This window comes from Anabaena sphaerica FACHB-251 (assembly GCF_014696825.1).
Taxonomy (GTDB): Bacteria; Cyanobacteriota; Cyanobacteriia; order Cyanobacteriales; family Nostocaceae; genus RDYJ01.
Map to the genome: position 1 here is coordinate 104,706 of NZ_JACJQU010000009.1, position 17,651 is coordinate 122,356.

Below are 17,651 nucleotides of genomic sequence, written 5' to 3' on the forward strand. Positions count from 1 at the left end.
ATTCCAATAGTCAATTTCTGAATTTGGAGATGAATTGTGTCTCTGAATTTACAAACCTTGTAAGTATATGTCTATTGGAAACAACACTGATTATTACAGTGAATACGCGGTTATTCATCAATAATATTATATAAATTCACATCAAATATACACGAAGTAAACATCTTTTAGAGTGTTAATATGCTTGTCAAATAAGAGCAAGGCTGACAAGGTTTTTTAGTACATCTGCACTCATGAACTTAAGTTTAAAGTCTCTCTCGACCCCCCTTCAAGTCCTTCATACTGAGGGATAAGCACTGAACCTGTCCAGCAAGGAAATGTTTTATAGAGATAGAGAGAGATTTAGAGAGATATTGGTTAGATTCGGCCTAAAGTCAGCTTAATCTTCTGTTCAATCAATATTTAAACTATGGCGAAATTACTGACTTGGCCATTTTCACCAACTCATCCTGCTTACCCGCTTTCAACCCAATGGTGTACTGTACAGCCTTTTGTCGCCAAGTTAACGTAGAATCAGAACAATTAGCACCACATTTAGCATCTACAAAATAAGCAGTTGTACCCTTAGCTAAAGATACCGCTTTACCAGTGAGTTTAGGGGTTTTACTATTAATAGCTTCCGCACTAATCATACCCAGACGACAAGCTGTACCCCCAGTACAATCAGGGCTAAATCCTAGTAAAATATCATACTTGTCTTTGTTAGCGGTCTCGATAATTGCGTAAAGTGGGTTTTCCCCTTCCAAACCAGGAATATAGTTTGGTAATAAAATCTTAATTTGACTATTTTTCTTTAATTTGGGCAGAATAGACTTAAAAACTGGATGTGGTTGAGCAGTTTTATTATTAATCTGCTCTTTTGCTATTAACTGAGGCTTATTTTTTACCGATGCTTGAGCAATATCATGAAAATAGCTGCTACCAACTAGGAAAAATAAAGCTAACAAAACACTGCTTTTCTTAAAATTGAAAATCATATTCAAACACCTGGGTGACTACAAAATAATATTACAAATATAACAATCCTCAATCATTCGTCAATAAGAAAATTACTGAATTCTTCAAATAATTCTGTAAATCCTTACATCGTGTCAATCCTGATTCTGACAAAAAAAGTTAAAGTTCAGAAATTTAAAATATCTAATGATTTTTCTATCTCTAAATCTAAAATTATAGCTTGTGTATCTTTATGTTCTTCTATTTTTCCATCTTGCCAATATAAATCTGCTGCTTTCTGAAAATCCTCAATTGCTCCCTGTTTATCTCCTATGATTAAACGAGCATTACCACGATTATAATAAGCATCTATGTAATTAGATTTAATTTTAAGCACTTTACTAAAATCATCTATTGCGGCTTCGTAGTTTCCTAAATCAAAATGAGCATTACCACGATTGTAATAGGCATCTACATAATTAGCATTTATTTTAATGGCTTGATTATAATCTTCGATTCCTCCTTCATAATCTCCCAAGTTACAACGAGTATTACCTCTTTTTTTGTAAGTCGTAGCATCATTAGGTTTGACTTTGATCAGTGCTATTAATTTCTGCTTATCATCTAAAAGATAAGGAGCAATTTCTCTGTTTTTCTGGGTAATATCATAATGAGGATTAATTTTAATGGCCTGATTATAATCTTCAATGGCTCCTTGATTATCTCCAATGCGAGAACGAGCATCAGCACGATTTTTGTAAGTAACTGCAATATCAGGATTAATTCTCATAGCTTGATTATAATCTTCAATTGCCATCTGATAATTACCTAATTGATAATGTGCTAAACCCCTTTTATTATAAGCTTTACCATAATTAATATTAATTTTAATTGCTTGGTTATAATTTGTAATTGCCGTGTCAAAATCATTTAATTGGTGATGAACTAAACCTAGCTTATAATAAATATCAGCATCATTAGGTTTATGCTGTAATGCTTGATTGTAATTATTAATTGCTGGGGCATAATCGCCTTTTTGAAAATGTTCATCACCTAATTTTTCATACAATAGATTTAAATCGGAAGCAAGAGGATACCTGTTGAATTTATCCAAAGATAAATTTTGTTGAGGCGAATGATTTATAAAAGCTTGTGACTGTTCTAAATAGGAGAATAAACCACCACTATATAATAATTGGTTGATCCCAAAAGCAATCCTTCCAGTTTTCAACTTAATCATTTTTGTGGGTAAAAAACCAGCTAAAAAAAGATGATATTCCGATTGAGCTTCATTTACTTCTTCTTGAATTAAAATACAAACAATAACTGTATTTTTTTCTACTTCTTCAGAACTGACTGACCATCTAACTTTATCAAAAGTACCGTGACGAGATTTGATTTCCACACCAATAGCAGGGTTAGAGGTGAGAGTAAAATCACTTTTGCCATCACCACCAAAGCGTTTTTCATAATCAACTTCTGTAATATAATCTGCTAAACGTTCTTTGACAACTTCTTCACCTAATTTACCTTTGAGGTTATTAATAAAAACGTCACGAACTGAGGAAGTACGCTTATATTTTTCTGCCATTAACCAGCAAAATTCCCGTAATGATTTTAATCTTTGTCCAGAGATGATAGTTACTTCACTATGTTGTCCTGGTATTTCACAGTGAAGAAGACAACCAGATGTTAACCTTTTAATAAAATCGGACTGTAGCGATCGCAGTAAGGTAATCCAATCCATTTATAATATTTTTAATATATTTATGATATTTCTGCGGTCTTGTGATTGACTTATTTTATTAAAAAATCTGGTGTGAGTAAATAACTAGCTCAATTAAAAAAACGTAATACCCATATCCCCGACTTCTTTGAGAAGTCGGGGATCTATCTCCTCCAGACTTCCAGACTAAAAAGCGACCTGTTCACCAGGTTTAGGTGCAATTACTCGTGTAGATAAATTGTTTTTTTCTAGTAACTCCTGAAATTCTTCACTACTTCCCTTAGCTTGCAAAAATCTGTTTAAAAGTCCCTCAAACAGGATATCCCCCCCAGCAGCTGTAGGGAGCATGATTTGAGGTTTTAACCATTTAGCAATTTCTAAAGCACTGTTCATACCTTTAATTATTGGTAGTCCCAAAGGTAAACTCAAATCAATAATGGGTGTAATCACCACATCTACTGGTGCAAACTGCTGAAGTTGGGGAGAATGATTTCCATGAGGTTCGTAATAAAGTTTTAAACCACTGACTAACTCTCTGAGAAGATAAGCATTTTCTAACAAAGTCGGTCCAATCTGAGAACCAGGAAGAGCTTTAATTTCTACTTGATTATTCAAAGTAAAAATTTCACCATGATCAAGAGTGGTTATATTGATATAACCTAATTCTTTTACTACTTTAGCCGCATTAGGAGAAGCGACAACTGGGATATTCTTCCCAAGCTGCTTAAGCGTTGGTGGGTGAGCATGATCTTCCAAACCCTGAGATAATAAAATCAAATCTATGTTTGCTGGTATTGGCCGATCCTGAGTTCGAGAACCTTTAAATAACCAATCCAAATTACTGAAGGTTAAGGAATCAACTAACCAAGGGTCTAAGAGTATCCGTTGTCCGCCAATTTCCATCAACCAACTATTGCTGTCTAACCAAGTGAAGTACATAGCTAAAAATTTAGTAAGAGTAACGCCTATTTTTATTATTAATTTATGAATTACAAATTATGAATTATCCTTTGCTCCTAACATTTGTAAGAGTTTTTCCACATTATCAAAATCCCCCACTATCCGCCGAATTGGGTGAGGCCAAACCTTAACAAGGGTTGGAGTTGCCGAAACTTGATCAATTTCAGCCTGTTCTGGATGGGTGAGAACATCAATTACCTTGAGGGTGTAAGGATAACCAAGCGATCGCTCTAATAATTCGTGTAAATTTCCTAAAATGCGTTCAGTATTTATGCTATGACCAGCAACAAACAAACGCAAGACATACCCTTGAGCATTAATTTTTTCCTGTTGCAGATTCAGTTGATTCTTCTGGTATCGTGATGTCATATCTGCACGGTCTAAGCGCACAATTAAATCATGATCTTCCCAGAGTTGGGGAAATGAAGAACGATAAGTAGCCAACACCATGCGATCGCACAATCCTTCCTGCCAAGGGGCTGTTTGCCATACTAGATCCCCCGTCCCAAAAACTGCCTTCAGCACCGACTGATGACGCATAACTGCCGGATAAGCCTCCGCAAAAGTTTGTACCTGTTGCGTGCGCGGATTTAACCAATGATCAATAGTCGCTGTATAACAAGGCACTAAAAAATGTGGCGACTCTGATAAGTCTAAGATTTCTTGCAAAGCCGCACACAAATGCAAATGCCATCGACCTTGCTTACTAGGGTCAATGCAGTAAATTAAATCTCCCCCTGGTGTAAACAGAGCAATACCTTTAAACAACTGGGGTTTAGATAGTTTGTCTGTAGTTAGCTTGGTCATAATTCTTTTGAGGACTGGCGACTGGGGTGATGGGGAGGTGGGGAGGTCTCACAAGGGTAGGTATTTTACATTGTCGTGAGGGCAAGACTTGGATGACAAGGAAGGACAGTGGATAAGGGAGGAAAACCGTACCAAATCAAATTCTCTTGGTAACAAGAACAGTACGTCAAAATACCATTGTGCGTATCAAATCTTCCTTGTCTACCTTCCATCCTTGTCTTCCTAGTCCTGCCTTCACAGTTAATATTAAAAACCTACCCCTGTGAGGCAGGGGAGGTGAGGTGATGGGGAAGCAGGGAAGGTGGGGTGATAAATTAAGTCAAAAGTCAAAATTAATAACTTCTGCCTTCTGCCTTCTGCCTCCTGCCTCCTGTCACCAATTACCCATTAAACACGACCTCTGAGGAATTGCTGCATTTCATTAGAAGTTGGAGACATTTCAATAGCTGTCTCCTCAGTAATGCGACCTTCTTGATAAAGATTGAATAGCGACTGATTCATGGTAATCATGCCATCAAAGCTGGCTTGTTTCATCAATTCCGTAATTTCATCATATTTACCATCTTTAATCCATTCTTTGACAGCCTCAGTGTTAATCAGGATGTCGTGGAAAGCTGCTCGTTTGCCATCGGTCGTGCGGCACAAACCCTGGGCAATTACTGCCACCAAAGACTCAGAAATTGCCACCCGCATTGCATCCTGTTCGTCACCAGAGTACAAATTGAGAATCCGTTCAATAGTTTTCACCGCACTATTAGTGTGCAATGTTCCCATCACCAAGTGACCAGTTTGTGCCGCTTTTAGAGCAGTATTCACAGTTTCTTTATCCCGCATTTCCCCCACCAGAATTAAATCCGGGTCTTCCCGCAAGGCTGCTTTCAGGGCATTGTCAAACTTGCGGGTGTGCATTCCGACTTCCCGCTGCTTAACCAAAGACTTGCGACTTTGGTGGACAAATTCAATTGGATCTTCAATGGTGATGATGTGCTTGGGCATCTCTCTATTAATGTAGTCAACCATCGCCGCCATCGTCGTGGATTTACCAGAACCAGTGGGGCCAGTCACCAAAATCAACCCTTTGTGATAATGGCAAATATCCCGAAAAACTGGCGGTAATCTCAATTGATCCATTGATAATATTTTTAACGGGATTAACCGCAACACCATTGCATAGCCCCGAAGGGAGTCAAAAACATTAATCCGTATACGGGCAAACTCGTACTGAGTCGCACCGTCAAATTCCAGATTGTCTTGAAAGCGTTGGATTTCTGCATCTGTCATGATCTCCCGCAACCAATTGATAAAAGTAGCTTTATCAACTTCTGGATAATTCGTTGTTTGAATTTCTCCTTTGTTACGGAAGCGGGGTATTTCACCTATACCCACGTGAACGTCAGAAAATCCCTGCTCAAAAGCTTCATGAATCAACTGTGATAAGGTTAATCCCGAAGGCTTTGGAGGAGTAGCTGGAGTATTTGACATTGGCGGTGGTGCCACTGGACGTTGCGTTGCCCCTGGTGGTGGTGGTGCATTGTTCGTAGGGGAATTAGCTCTCCTCTCTGCTGGTATCTGCAACAGTTGTGTAGTATTGCGTTGTGTAACAGATGTTACCATTGGTGGGGCTGGTGGTGCAGGTGGGGCTGGTGGCGCTGGTGGTGCAGGTGGTACTGGTGGTAGATTGCGAGATTGAGATTCTGTCATATTATCTTCAACTTGGGTAGGCAAAAAATTAGATCAAGAATTAATTTCCTGGTGAACTACAGAAAACACCATATGTGTTTTGTTTCGCTGCTAATTCCAGGATTTATCAGTTATATACAAATTCTTTAATCAATATAACCTTGTTTTACACAGGTTAATCTTCAGTAGCATTACGCAAATATTGTAGCAATAGACCGTACTTCATAACAGCTTAAATCTAAGCTAGGGGAATTTTATAGCAGAAGGCAAGAGGCAATAGGCAATAGGCAAGAGTAAAACCCTTGTTATTCTCTGGTTTCAAGGACTAATCATGTCCTAATTATCCTGGCTACAGCTATAAGACTCTAAATGAGAAATATTTTGCCTATTTCACCTCAAAATCCCAACAAAATCATTAGCAAATAATTTTTCCAGCCCTGTTGGAGAATTATGAGAAGCAATCCTAATTTTTATAAGAAATGTTAAGCAAGGTGAGACATAGGTTTTGGGGATCAGCTTTTGCTTCTTCTATCCACAAGGGTCTATTCCTCAAGATATAGGCTCAACCAAGACTGACTCCAGAAACGGGTATTAGACTTGATATTCATAATTACAAAAAATTAAGTGTAAAGTTTAGTAAAGAAATGCTCATCTTTCCCGCAGGTTTCTATATACTGGATTTCACTGAATCAAAACAGTTAACTCGTAAACAGCGAGCCACAACTGAAATTCAACTTTAAACTTTGCTGTGTAATTTGGGAGGAAAAGTCATGGTTTCGGCTCAAAGCTCTAATCAAGGGAAGACCTACTCCTTGTTGATGATTAAAAGCTTTTTAATCTGGACTTTCACATTGGCAGTATGTCTGTTGGTTGTCGGTTTTCCATTGGTTGTTGTTATGGCTACGGTCGGATGCCTGTTGTCGATTATCTTGCAATCTGTAATGCCTGTGAGTGCAGTGTTGCTGGTAGCAGGTGGTTTAATAATGTTCAACGTTCTGACAGTTTTGATCGTGGCTGGTGTACTAACTTCTAAAGGTGTTCATCCCAAAGAAGTTAAATGGTTAAGCTGGCTGCATGGTGAAGCAGACAAAGTGCAGTCCACCATTTATGCTGCTTGTCCTTTAACTTGTGAACTCAAATAGTTAACATTGCTAAATTCGACAAACAGTGCATCTGCCCGGTTAAGCCGGGTTTTTTCATTTTTAAGGGAACTCTTAACAGGAAGACGTTTTTTAATTTTTAATTGTTGTCAGTTGTCTAATGACTAGGGAACAGGGAACAGGGAACAGGGAACAGGGAACTCTTAACAGGAAGAAGTTTTTTATTTTTTATTTTTTATTTTTTATTTTTTATTTTTTAATTGTTGTCAGTTGTCTAATGTCTAATGTCTAATGTCTAATGACTAATGACTAATAACTAATGACTAATGACTAAAAAAGTTGGCATTATTTTAGGTACTCGTCCAGAGGCCATTAAACTAGCACCAGTAATTCAGGTTTTCCAAAGTTCTCCAGATTTGGAAGTGCAGGTCATTCTCACTGGACAACATCGGGAGATGGTTGCACAGGTAATGCAACTGTTCAAGCTCAAGGCAGATCACAATTTAGAGATTATGCAGCCACAACAATCTCTGAATGATATTACCTGTCGGAGTTTGCAAGGTTTAGAAGCTTTATTTAGAGAACAAAAGCTAGATTTAGTTATAGTCCAGGGAGATACGACAACTGCTTTTGCAGCAGCTTTGGCAGCTTTTTATCAAAAAATTCCTGTCGGTCACGTTGAAGCAGGGTTAAGAACTGATGACTTATTTAACCCTTATCCAGAAGAAGCTAATAGAAGGTTAATTTCCCAAATCACGCAGTTACATTTTGCTCCTACTTCCCTCGCGGTGGAGAATTTGCAAGCTTCTGGTGTGTTGGGGGAAATTCACCTGACGGGTAATACGGTGATTGATGCGTTGTTGAATGTGGCTGCAACTAACCCAGCTTGTGATATACCGAATTTAAACTGGGGTGAATATCGGACTATTTTGGCCACAGTGCATCGTCGGGAAAATTGGGGTGAACCACTGCAAGCGATCGCTCAATCATTTTTACAAATTTTAAATCAGTTTCCTGATACAGCCTTATTACTACCATTGCACAGGAATCCCACCGTTAGAGAACCGTTACAGCATCTGTTAGGTGATCATCCGCGAATTTTCTTGACAGAACCATTAGATTATGCTGAATTAGTAGGGGCAATTGGGCGATCGCACCTATTATTAACAGACTCCGGTGGTTTACAAGAAGAAGCTCCCAGTCTCGGTAAACCTGTGTTAGTTCTTAGAGACACCACAGAAAGACCAGAAGCAGTCACCGCAGGTACAGCTAAATTAGTAGGAACCGAAACTGAAAGTATTGTTGCAGCTGCAAGTGAGTTACTTAGTAACCCAGAAGCATATACAGCAATGGCTAATGCAATTAACCCCTTTGGTGATGGTCATGCAGCAGAACGTATTTTGGAAATTGTGAGAAATTATTTGAGAATGGGTGATTAGTAATTGGTAATTGGTGATTGGTGATTGGAAAAACTTTGCTTCGCTATTTCCTATTATCTGTCACCTCTCACCTATTCCCACTAACTAATACCCAAAGCCCTGCGAGTGGAAGGACCAACTACACCATCTACAAGTAGACCATTTCTTCTTTGAAAATTGCGGACTTGGTAAGCAGTATTTGGTCCATAAACACCATCAACTCTTATCCCTAAAGCTCTTTGAACGACTCTGACTCGCTCACCTCTAGCTCCCTGTCTTAGCAAAACTCGACCACCAACACCAGTACCAGGACGACCATGAGATGTCCCCGGATTCATACCCAGCCATCTTTCCGCAACATAATATCCTTGGTAACGTCCAGAAGTAATTTGAGCAAAACCATTTGTTACATTTCCTGTACTCCCAATGTTTGTGCCGTTAGGTACACAAGCTACAGATGAATTACCAGCACTAGGACCCCTGCGGATATATAAACAATTACCATTAGTTCTGACGTATTCTGCTGAAGCTTGCTGCATTTGGGAAGCCGCAGCCAGCAAGACAGTTACACCAGCTAAAGTCAACCAAGCAGAAGACTTCAGTAATTTTTGCCAATTAAATTGCAATTTAGGTAGGTTCAATTCCACATTAACGGGAGTCTCTTCATTAGCCATGTACATATAGGAATAAGCCATATATTCCATGATTTTCTGCTCCTTTATGTAAATACTTGGGATATTGCAAACAGTGATGTTGCTTTTTTCTAGATTTAATCCAGATGTATTTTATACTCTTTAATTAGCAGAATTGTTGACACCATATACCGCCCTTTAAACTGTCACAATACCGTATTTTTAACGAAATCATAACTTACTGAACTAAACAGTAATTTTAATTGCCAGCGTTATCGAAAGTATCAAAACTATCAGAACGAATCTGACTACCATTCCGCCATACTTCTACCTTTTCTGGACTAACTAAGTATGAAAAAGAACCGTTATCTGCGCGATATTTGTTTGTACCAACATTCCAAGCAGCTATCTTGACAGGTTTGCTGGTATCTTGCTTTGATTGTCCAATGTAAAACAGTTGACCGTTTTCTTCACAGACTTGAACACGAATTTTTGCAGTCTCGCCTGTGATCACTGTCATCCCAGCGCATTCAGCATCAGCTTTTACAGGTGCAATAGTTACGGGAATTGGTTGTGAAGGTGAAACAGGTTTATCTAATGGTAGTTTGGCAGTGGTTGAGGAGGATAAAAGTCGCATAGGATCAACTGCTAACCGACGATCTCGATAAAATTCAAAATGTAAATGAGGGGCTGTACTATTACCTGTAGATCCCATTTCTGCAATCACTTGGCCTTGAGTAACCGTTTGACCTTTGCTAACTAACAAACGATTATTGTGACCATAGACTGTCACACTACCATCAGGATGCTTGATTTCAATAAAATTACCTAAACCCCAATCATCCCAACCAGCTTTAACTACTGTACCAGATGCAGCCGCAACAATAGGAGTACCAATAGCACCCGCAATATCAATTCCTTCGTGTCGATGTTTGCGGAAACCTTGAGAAACAATGCCGTGAGTAGGCCAGATTAGGTTAATACCAAGTAAGGGTGTTTGCTTAACTGGGGAAGCTTTGACTGTCTGAGGTGACGCAGATGTAGTGGTACTTAAACCAGATGTTAAAGAGATAAACCCAATCAAACTATAAGTACACAACCGAGAAAGAGTATTTTTTTTCATAAAAAACTCTAGAGTTCTTTATTTGCTGTTTCAGCATCACTCAGCTAACATCAGGAAAATTGTTACCGTTATCCCAGGTGACAGGGTTAAAAGTTTGTTGTGTCTAAATTTTATCGTCAACTGTATTATTTATGATTCACCTCTTGACAAATTTGTTACCAGAGATTATACTTTTATTATAATGAGAATCTGTGCGCCCATATATACAAGTATATAGAGTTTTATTTTTTGCACATCATTATTTTCCACCACATTCTGTTTTTGATCATCTTCCTGTAAGTAGAATCCAAAGCCTTGAATTACTAAAATAACAAGATTTACATGATCTCATAATTGTTTAATTATACAGAAATTCGGATATCTATATATTCTCAAAATCAGGGAAGAAAAAGCCCACAAATTAGCAGAAATGTTAAAGAGTTTAGGTGTTGATCCTGAAAGTTTAAGTTAGTTAACGTTTTGCAGAGACGTTGGCGCTAACGTCTCTACATTATTAATTAGGATTTACCATTAGCCTCAGTTAAAATTAACTCTGGTGCTGGTGCTGTTTCTTCTTCTTCTTGTGGTGGTAAACCATACATTGAGCGATAGAGATTATCGTACTGTTTAGCAGATTCATACCAACTGAAGTTTTGGCTCATACCCCGTTTTTGTAATTCTTGCCATTGGGGTTTGAAACGGAAACCTTCCCAAGCCCGAATCATACAGGTAAACAAATCTAAAGGTTCGTAGCGGTCAAAACAATAACCTGTACCTGCGTTATTTACGGGGTCATAGTGGGTTACTGTGTCTACTAATCCCCCTGTACGACGGACAATAGGTACAGAACCGTAACGTAAAGCCATCATTTGGCTGATACCGCAAGGTTCAAAACGACTAGGCATTAAGAAGGCATCAGTACCAGCATAGATGCGACGGGAAAGAGCATCATTATAAAGTAAGTAAGTTGCCATTCTGCCAGGGTAGCGGGATGCTAACTGCCACATTTGGGTTTCATAATAGCGATCGCCTGTTCCCAACAAAACAAACTGGGCATCTGTATAAGCCATGAAGCGATCAAGAATTTGCAAAACCAAATCCAGACCCTTTTGTTCTACCAACCTACTCACCATGCCAATTAAAAAGGCACCAGAGTTAACTTCTAACCCCATTTCTTCTTGCAAGGCAATTTTGTTAGCTTTGCGTTTGTCTAGGGTATCGGTGGTGAAAGTTTGAGTGATGTATTTATCATTGGCAGGGTTATAAACTTCAGTATCTATACCGTTGATAATCCCTGATAACTTGCCGCCAATAAAGGATAGCAAACCTTCGATTTGTTCACCATAAGCAGGGGTTTTGATTTGCTCTGCATAGGTGGGGGAAACTGTATTTACCCTGTCAGCAAACTGCACGGCGGCAGCCATGGTATTGTGACCTTGCATATACCAAGGACACCAAGTAATTTTCTCCAAATACCAACGCCACGGACCTTGATAAGCCAGGTTATGAATGGTAAATACGGTGGTAATATCTGGGGATTGGTTTAACCACACGGGCAACATTCCTGTGTGCCAATCGTGACAATGGACAATTTCTGGCTTCCAGTAATTCCAACAAAATTCCGCTGCACCATTGGAGAATAAGGTAAACCGCCAATCTTCATCCTCTCCACCATAAATGCGGCGGGGAGTGAAAGCAGGATGTCCAAATAAATACAAAGGAACATCAGTACCAGGCAGAACACTTTCGTAAACTGCAAAGTCCTGAAACATGGCATATCCCTTCCAAATAGGTTCTGAGGGAATCTCCATCTTGTCGGGTAGAAAGCCATAGTAAGGCAAGAATATCCTAACATCATGCCCCATTTGTCTTAAGACTTTGGGTAATGCACCCACAACATCACCCATTCCACCTACTTTGGCAATGGGAGCAGCTTCAGCTGCAACAAATAGAATCCGCATGGTATTTATTGGTAATTGGGAATTGGAAAAGAAGGGAACAGGTAACAGGGAACAGGGAACAGGTTCAGAATTTTCTCCTCATCTCCCCATCTCCCCAGTCACCTTATGAACCACGTTGGATTTCGGTGAAGATTGCTTCTAGAATTTCTGTGGCTCCTTGTTGTCGCAAGGTGTTTGCTAGTTGTGTGCCTATTTTTTCGGCATCTTTAGCCAAGCCAGTCACAGTATCTTTCACCAGTTTTTGACCATCTACACTAGCTACAATACCTGTTAGTGTTAAATTTTCACCAACTACTTCTGTGTTTACACCAATGGGTACTTGACAACCGCCTTCTAAAGAGCGGAGGAAAGCGCGTTCTGCTAAACAGCGATCGCGTGTTTGTGGATGTTCAATGGCTTTGAGAATGGTGATGAGTTCGGTATCATCCGCACGGCATTCTATACCCAAAGCGCCTTGTCCAACGGCATGGAGAGAAATTTCTGCGGGTAAAATTTGGTGAATGCGATCGCTCATTTCCAATCTTTCTAAACCAGCTACCGCTAAAATCAAAGCATCATATTCACCTTTATCCAGTTTCTCCATGCGTGTAATTAAGTTCCCACGCACATCTTTAAATTGAAAATGGGGAAATTGACTGCGTAACTGTGCCAATCTTCGCAGAGAAGAAGTACCAATCACAGCACCCTCTGGCAGAGTGTCGATAGTCTGGCCTTTGTGTTTTTCATGCAATACCAACGCATCAGCTGGGTTTTCCCGTTCTGTAATTGCTGCTAGTGCTAAACCTTCTGGTAAGTTAGTAGGCAGATCTTTGAGAGAATGAACCGCAAAATCAATCTCTTGATTGATCATTCCCAATTCCAGTTCTTTGGTAAATAATCCTTTATCGCCAATTTTGGCCAATGCTACATCCAGGATTTTGTCGCCTTGGGTAGACATGGTATGGACTTCAAAAGTCACATCAGGAAAGTTTTTCTCAAGTTGCTCTCTTACCCAGTATGTTTGAACTAGAGCAAGTTGGCTTTTACGTGAACCAATACGAATAGTGCGGGGAGGACTAGAAACTGAAGTCATAAAACTATATGTCAAACCAGGCGGTAAATTCACATTTATCTAGACTACCGCAGGGAGTGACGCACTGGATTATATAAGACTGATGACAAAGGATTTTATGGGAGAATTGCTTTACATTTATTTACAAAATTGCCAGCTTGACTGAATATGCACTAGCAGATGCATTCGTTATTTTCCCCTGGGTTGTACAACCTTCCGTACACAAGCAAAAAGAGGAGAAGTAGAACTTGACGAATCCTATTGTATAGGCACAGAAAAGGAAGTTCCTGATATTGCCAAGGTTATAATCACCATTGGGGGAGTTGATAAATTATAAGTCTATCAAAGATTGGGTGTGTGGGAAGTTTGGTTTTTTCAAAATAATCAATTTGCCATTTATCATCTGCGTGATCAAAGTTATGAACTGGTTTCACAAAGTGAGTTACTGCCAAATTTAGATTTGCAAATCTTGGTTTAATATGTAGTAGCAGATGATGCTTTCGGTGCGGCGCTGGAATTTCGGGAGAAAATGAAAGAAATGGCAGGCTAAAAAATTTACTAGACTAGAGGTAAGACATACCTTGGAGAGAAGTTTAAATTTTATAGGTATGCTAAGAATAACTTGGTATTTTCCTTAACCCTATTATTTCCTACCCATGAATCGTACCGCTTGTCTTATTTTTAATCCAGTTGCGGGTCAGGGTGATCCAGAATTAGAACTAGCTCAGATTAGGTCAATATTAGAACCAGAAATTGATTTAGATATTTATCTAACCACCGAAGAACTAGATGCTGACGAACTCGCACGTGCAGCAGTGGAAAGGGGAGTAGAAGCGATTATTGCTTCTGGAGGAGATGGTACATTATCAGCAGCAGCGGAAGCAGTAATTAATACTGATATACCCTTCGGTATTATTTCACGGGGAACAGCAAATGCTTTTGCCACAGCTTTAAATATTCCTGATACAATTGATGCCGCTTGTCAAACAATTTTACAAGGCAAAATCTGGACAGTAGATGTAGCCGCTTGCAATGATCGGCCCATGGTATTATTGGCAGGTATTGGTTTTGAAGCAGAAACTGTAGAAAAAGCAAACAGGGAAGCTAAGAATCGCTTTGGGATGATGGCGTATATCTTGGCAGGAATTCAAGAACTGCAAAATTTACAAAGATTTGCCGTGGAGATTGAAACAGAAGATAAGATAATTAAAACTATTGCTTCAGCGGTGACAGTAGCTAATGCTGCACCTCCCACTTCAGTTTTAGCCCAAGGACCAGCGGGGATTATTTTTGATGATGGATTGTTAGATTTAACGATTGTAGCACCAGCGACTAAAACAGGTGCGATCGCTGCCACATTTCATTTATTTCAAACCGCTTCTTCAGGTACACCAGTTGAAAGGAATGACATTGGTTACTTGCGAGCCAAACAATTTAAAATCACAACTGACCCACAGCAGAAAGTAGTTATAGATGGGGAAATAGTCGGCACAACTCCTGTGGAAATTAAGTGTATACCAGCAGGTCTAAAGATTTTTGTTCCATTTGTAAAAGAAGAAATTCCAACAGAAAAATTAGAGGGACTGCCTAACTTAACTGTGGAAATAAAACACTCATCTCCAGATAACTAAATCATTCCTGGTCCTTTGCCCCGTCTGTCTTCTTTGTCTGTCAACTGACCTTCCTTATCCTCATTTACTTCCCTCATTTCTTCCAACCGTTCTGCGGTATCTTGTGAGATTTTTTTCCTAGCATCACCTGGAACTTCATAATACATTTCTGGTTCAACTGGATAGTTATTTAACAAGCCTTCCTTATCCACAGTGTAACCATCTGTAGTGCGTATGCTCTCCGCATTTGTTTGGTCATCAGTGGTCGCATTTGAGAGCTTTTCTTCTGTAGGAAGTGTTTTATAGTTGTCTGCTTCTCTGGCTTGACGTGCTGCTGTTTCCGCTGGAATAATTCCCCGATCATATTTATCAGCATCAACGCGATGAGTAGAATCTGTTGCTTTTATTACTGGTTCATTAGCCATAAATTTAGTCCTCTTTAATTATGTTCACAAGAACTTTGAAAACTAGATTAGTGTTTTTTTGAATATAAAGAAACTATCTTAAGAAGTGAATTAAGGAGACATACTAACTGAAATTATCTATCTTAAGATACAAATAGGCAGGGGTTTAAAATTCTCGTTGTGACAAGGCAAGAGGTAAAAGGCTAGAGGGAAGAGATTTTGGGCAATTTACTTTCGTTACATACTACTCTTCGAGAAGCCGATCCGCGTCTACGGTTTTTTTGTACCTTTATAATTACAAAAAAAGGGAACAGGGAACAGGGAACAGGGAACAGGGAACAGATAAGAAACTTTAGTTCTGAGTTTAAAGTTCAGTCAAAAAAAAGATGTTTTTTTCGTGCTACGCATCTCAAAAAACAGTATCATTATTTCAATATCATGTTTTTAAACATGAGTTTTTTCTGTTTCCTGTTCCCTAAAACTAAAAAACTTTGTACCTCACGAGCATAAGAACTGCTATAGGACTACTATTTGATTTTTGATAGCTTGCGTGGCGTAGCCATACAAACTCAGTACACCTTATATTCCCTGTTCCCTGTTCCCTGTTCCCTGTTCCCTATTCCCTACCTCTACGAGTAAATTCAGGAATCAAACCGGATTCCTATATAATGCTTCTGAAAACCCCTGTTTTAGTTTGACTGATAACTTATAATAAAAAATGTCGGGTAGACAATAGCAACCCCACATTAAATGAATAAATTTATCTTAATAGTTGTGAAAATTCTTAACCTAAAAGTTGTTGTTTGAATGAACTAACCTTCTGAGTTAATTCTTGCCGAGTTTCAGCTTTGATGAGATAACGGAAAGTAAACCAGATGGCATAGAATATACCAACTATCTCAAAAATGGGAGCTAGTAACGGCACACCATTAATAGCATCTAGGATGGCGATGACTACCTTAACAGTAACAAACGCAGACAAAATTAAAACAATCGTTAAGATAGCTTGCTGATTTTTGGCAAAAAAACTACCTAGATAATCTGGAAGTTGGTCTAAGATGTCAATAAGTTGTCTGCTAATTCGTTGCCATTGGCTTGTAGGAGTTTTAGCAGGCGGTAGTTTTGGCAAATTACCAGTTTCTGTACCTTCAAGGGATAATACCCCTTGTGGTGAGACGGAATTGGCTGACTCTAATTGCTGTTGTTGAATTTCCATAATGTTTGCCATTTGGCACAACAGTGTTAATAAATGACTGGACGTGATTGACCTTTCCCTCACCTAAAGGTAAGGAATTCTTAAGCAGCACAGAAACGGACTCTTAAAGGTGTAGTCAATCCACCTCTCATAGCTTCACTGAGTTTAATCTCAATGTTGCCTTTACTTTTTTATCGGGTTTTTCACCGTATTCAGTGAGTAAAGCTATACTACCATGAAATCGTTGATGTATTTACGCCTCTGTTGGCTTACTCTGCGGGAAGACTCCGCGTACATCTCAAGCTTAAAAGACATCAAAACCTAAAAATCCAAGAAATTTTTAGGTTTTGATTCCAGGATTTTTAGCCTATTTTCTGATACCTATAACAGTATAGACTCAGATTCCCCAGTCAAAAATATTTCAGTTTTTATCTGGATTAGTGTCTCTGGTTGATCAACATCTATTTATGTCCATCAACTTAGAGATATTAATTGTTAGTAGCGTTATCTTGTCGGTGGTACAACAGAAGCCTTAACAACTACATTTGTAACACCCTTTATTTCTTTGCTCAAAGGTTCAATTTTAGCTAACTGATCCTGATTATTAACAGTTCCTGATACGGTAACTGTGCCATTTTCAGCCGCATTAACTGTTAATTGACCACCAGGAATATTAGCTTCTAATTTAGATCTGACTTCACTGGCTAAATCTCCAGTGGCTCTATCTGTAGGATCACCAGCCACCAAATTCCGTTCTTCACGGGCGCGAATATCAGCATTGAGTTGTTTTCTGCGAAGTTCACTTTGGGCATCTTCTTTAGCAGCTTGTGTTGTGTCGGCTGCTGGAGATGCTGGTACTTCTCCAGGGTCAGGTGCGGTCACAGCCGTTTTAGATGTATTATCACAAGCCACGGTAAAAAGTAAAAGGGAACCAATTAAGAATGAGGTTAGCTTTTTCATTGCTTTATTTCTCGATATAGATGTGGAAATGATTGTTGTGTTCTTGGAAAGAAGTGGCTAGGAGCAAAATTTTGCTATTCTTGCTCCTCAGATTGGGTGAAATTAAATG

General features: G+C 39.0%; 15 protein-coding genes. 3 read left to right on the forward strand and 12 right to left on the reverse strand.

Annotated elements, in window-relative coordinates:
* Positions 1 to 407: 407 nt before the first annotated feature.
* From H6G06_RS16115 to H6G06_RS16135, 5 genes are all read right to left on the reverse strand, one after another.
* A complete protein-coding gene (locus tag H6G06_RS16115; RefSeq protein WP_190561859.1) occupies positions 408 to 977 on the reverse strand; it encodes a hypothetical protein in 570 nt (189 codons plus the stop codon).
* A 146-nt stretch (positions 978 to 1,123) separates the two neighbouring features.
* On the reverse strand, positions 1,124 to 2,683 hold the full coding sequence (locus tag H6G06_RS16120) for a tetratricopeptide repeat protein (RefSeq protein ID WP_190561861.1): 1,560 nt from the start codon (positions 2,681 to 2,683) through the stop codon (positions 1,124 to 1,126).
* Between the two features lie 165 nt (positions 2,684 to 2,848).
* The gene (locus H6G06_RS16125; protein ID WP_190561863.1) at positions 2,849 to 3,601 is read right to left on the reverse strand and encodes an MBL fold metallo-hydrolase; all 753 of its coding nucleotides are present in this window, start codon (positions 3,599 to 3,601) and stop codon (positions 2,849 to 2,851) included.
* Positions 3,602 to 3,658: 57 nt separating this feature from the next.
* Positions 3,659 to 4,429, reverse strand: a complete 771-nt coding sequence (locus H6G06_RS16130) for a circadian clock KaiB family protein (protein ID WP_190561865.1) — start codon at positions 4,427 to 4,429, stop codon at positions 3,659 to 3,661.
* A gap of 387 nt (positions 4,430 to 4,816) precedes the next feature.
* Complete coding sequence (locus H6G06_RS16135) at positions 4,817 to 6,130, reverse strand: type IV pilus twitching motility protein PilT (protein WP_190561867.1); 1,314 nt, start codon at positions 6,128 to 6,130, stop codon at positions 4,817 to 4,819.
* Positions 6,131 to 6,879: 749 nt separating this feature from the next.
* Here H6G06_RS16135 and H6G06_RS16140 point away from each other — a divergent pair.
* Positions 6,880 to 7,251 carry a hypothetical protein gene (locus H6G06_RS16140; RefSeq protein ID WP_190561869.1) on the forward strand — a complete coding sequence of 124 codons (372 nt, stop codon included), beginning with the start codon at positions 6,880 to 6,882 and terminating at the stop codon, positions 7,249 to 7,251.
* Positions 7,252 to 7,535: 284 nt separating this feature from the next.
* Positions 7,536 to 8,648, forward strand: coding sequence for a non-hydrolyzing UDP-N-acetylglucosamine 2-epimerase (gene wecB, locus H6G06_RS16145; RefSeq protein WP_190561871.1), 1,113 nt, complete (start codon positions 7,536 to 7,538; stop codon positions 8,646 to 8,648).
* A gap of 80 nt (positions 8,649 to 8,728) precedes the next feature.
* Here wecB and H6G06_RS16150 read toward each other — a convergent pair whose 3' ends face one another.
* From H6G06_RS16150 to hemC, 4 genes are all read right to left on the reverse strand, one after another.
* On the reverse strand, positions 8,729 to 9,331 hold the full coding sequence (locus H6G06_RS16150) for a peptidoglycan-binding domain-containing protein (protein ID WP_190561873.1): 603 nt from the start codon (positions 9,329 to 9,331) through the stop codon (positions 8,729 to 8,731).
* Positions 9,332 to 9,518: 187 nt separating this feature from the next.
* Complete coding sequence (locus H6G06_RS16155) at positions 9,519 to 10,382, reverse strand: M23 family metallopeptidase (protein ID WP_190561875.1); 864 nt, start codon at positions 10,380 to 10,382, stop codon at positions 9,519 to 9,521.
* Positions 10,383 to 10,879: 497 nt separating this feature from the next.
* Positions 10,880 to 12,322, reverse strand: coding sequence for a glycogen synthase GlgA (gene glgA, locus H6G06_RS16160; RefSeq protein WP_190561878.1), 1,443 nt, complete (start codon positions 12,320 to 12,322; stop codon positions 10,880 to 10,882).
* A 103-nt stretch (positions 12,323 to 12,425) separates the two neighbouring features.
* The gene (gene hemC, locus H6G06_RS16165; RefSeq protein WP_190561880.1) at positions 12,426 to 13,394 is read right to left on the reverse strand and encodes a hydroxymethylbilane synthase; all 969 of its coding nucleotides are present in this window, start codon (positions 13,392 to 13,394) and stop codon (positions 12,426 to 12,428) included.
* Between the two features lie 635 nt (positions 13,395 to 14,029).
* On the opposite strand from hemC, the gene H6G06_RS16170 reads away from it, so the two are divergent.
* Positions 14,030 to 15,004 carry a YegS/Rv2252/BmrU family lipid kinase gene (locus tag H6G06_RS16170; RefSeq protein ID WP_190561882.1) on the forward strand — a complete coding sequence of 325 codons (975 nt, stop codon included), beginning with the start codon at positions 14,030 to 14,032 and terminating at the stop codon, positions 15,002 to 15,004.
* Here H6G06_RS16170 and H6G06_RS16175 read toward each other — a convergent pair.
* The 3 genes from H6G06_RS16175 to H6G06_RS16185 all read right to left on the reverse strand — a co-directional run bounded on the left by H6G06_RS16175 (position 15,001) and on the right by H6G06_RS16185 (position 17,542).
* Entirely contained in the window at positions 15,001 to 15,408 is a 408-nt protein-coding gene (locus tag H6G06_RS16175; RefSeq protein ID WP_190561884.1) for a hypothetical protein, read from the reverse strand. The two genes, H6G06_RS16170 and H6G06_RS16175, sit on opposite strands and share 4 nt — an antisense overlap.
* 763 nt (positions 15,409 to 16,171) lie before the next feature.
* Complete coding sequence (locus tag H6G06_RS16180; RefSeq protein ID WP_242039715.1) at positions 16,172 to 16,615, reverse strand: CAAD domain-containing protein; 444 nt, start codon at positions 16,613 to 16,615, stop codon at positions 16,172 to 16,174.
* A gap of 471 nt (positions 16,616 to 17,086) precedes the next feature.
* Positions 17,087 to 17,542: a BON domain-containing protein gene (locus tag H6G06_RS16185; protein ID WP_190561886.1), complete on the reverse strand. Its 456-nt coding sequence runs from the start codon at positions 17,540 to 17,542 to the stop codon at positions 17,087 to 17,089.
* Positions 17,543 to 17,651: the final 109 nt, after the last annotated feature.

Coding starts and splice junctions, on each gene's coding strand:
- H6G06_RS16115 (WP_190561859.1), bottom strand. CDS start 977: ATGATTTTCAATTTTAAGAAAAGCAGTGTTTTGTTAGCTTTATTTTTC.
- H6G06_RS16120 (WP_190561861.1), bottom strand. CDS start 2,683: ATGGATTGGATTACCTTACTGCGATCGCTACAGTCCGATTTTATTAAA.
- H6G06_RS16125 (WP_190561863.1), bottom strand. CDS start 3,601: ATGTACTTCACTTGGTTAGACAGCAATAGTTGGTTGATGGAAATTGGC.
- H6G06_RS16130 (WP_190561865.1), bottom strand. CDS start 4,429: ATGACCAAGCTAACTACAGACAAACTATCTAAACCCCAGTTGTTTAAA.
- H6G06_RS16135 (WP_190561867.1), bottom strand. CDS start 6,130: ATGACAGAATCTCAATCTCGCAATCTACCACCAGTACCACCTGCACCA.
- H6G06_RS16140 (WP_190561869.1), top strand. CDS start 6,880: ATGGTTTCGGCTCAAAGCTCTAATCAAGGGAAGACCTACTCCTTGTTG.
- wecB (WP_190561871.1), top strand. CDS start 7,536: ATGACTAAAAAAGTTGGCATTATTTTAGGTACTCGTCCAGAGGCCATT.
- H6G06_RS16150 (WP_190561873.1), bottom strand. CDS start 9,331: ATGGAATATATGGCTTATTCCTATATGTACATGGCTAATGAAGAGACT.
- H6G06_RS16155 (WP_190561875.1), bottom strand. CDS start 10,382: ATGAAAAAAAATACTCTTTCTCGGTTGTGTACTTATAGTTTGATTGGG.
- glgA (WP_190561878.1), bottom strand. CDS start 12,322: ATGCGGATTCTATTTGTTGCAGCTGAAGCTGCTCCCATTGCCAAAGTA.
- hemC (WP_190561880.1), bottom strand. CDS start 13,394: ATGACTTCAGTTTCTAGTCCTCCCCGCACTATTCGTATTGGTTCACGT.
- H6G06_RS16170 (WP_190561882.1), top strand. CDS start 14,030: ATGAATCGTACCGCTTGTCTTATTTTTAATCCAGTTGCGGGTCAGGGT.
- H6G06_RS16175 (WP_190561884.1), bottom strand. CDS start 15,408: ATGGCTAATGAACCAGTAATAAAAGCAACAGATTCTACTCATCGCGTT.
- H6G06_RS16180 (WP_242039715.1), bottom strand. CDS start 16,615: ATGGCAAACATTATGGAAATTCAACAACAGCAATTAGAGTCAGCCAAT.
- H6G06_RS16185 (WP_190561886.1), bottom strand. CDS start 17,542: ATGAAAAAGCTAACCTCATTCTTAATTGGTTCCCTTTTACTTTTTACC.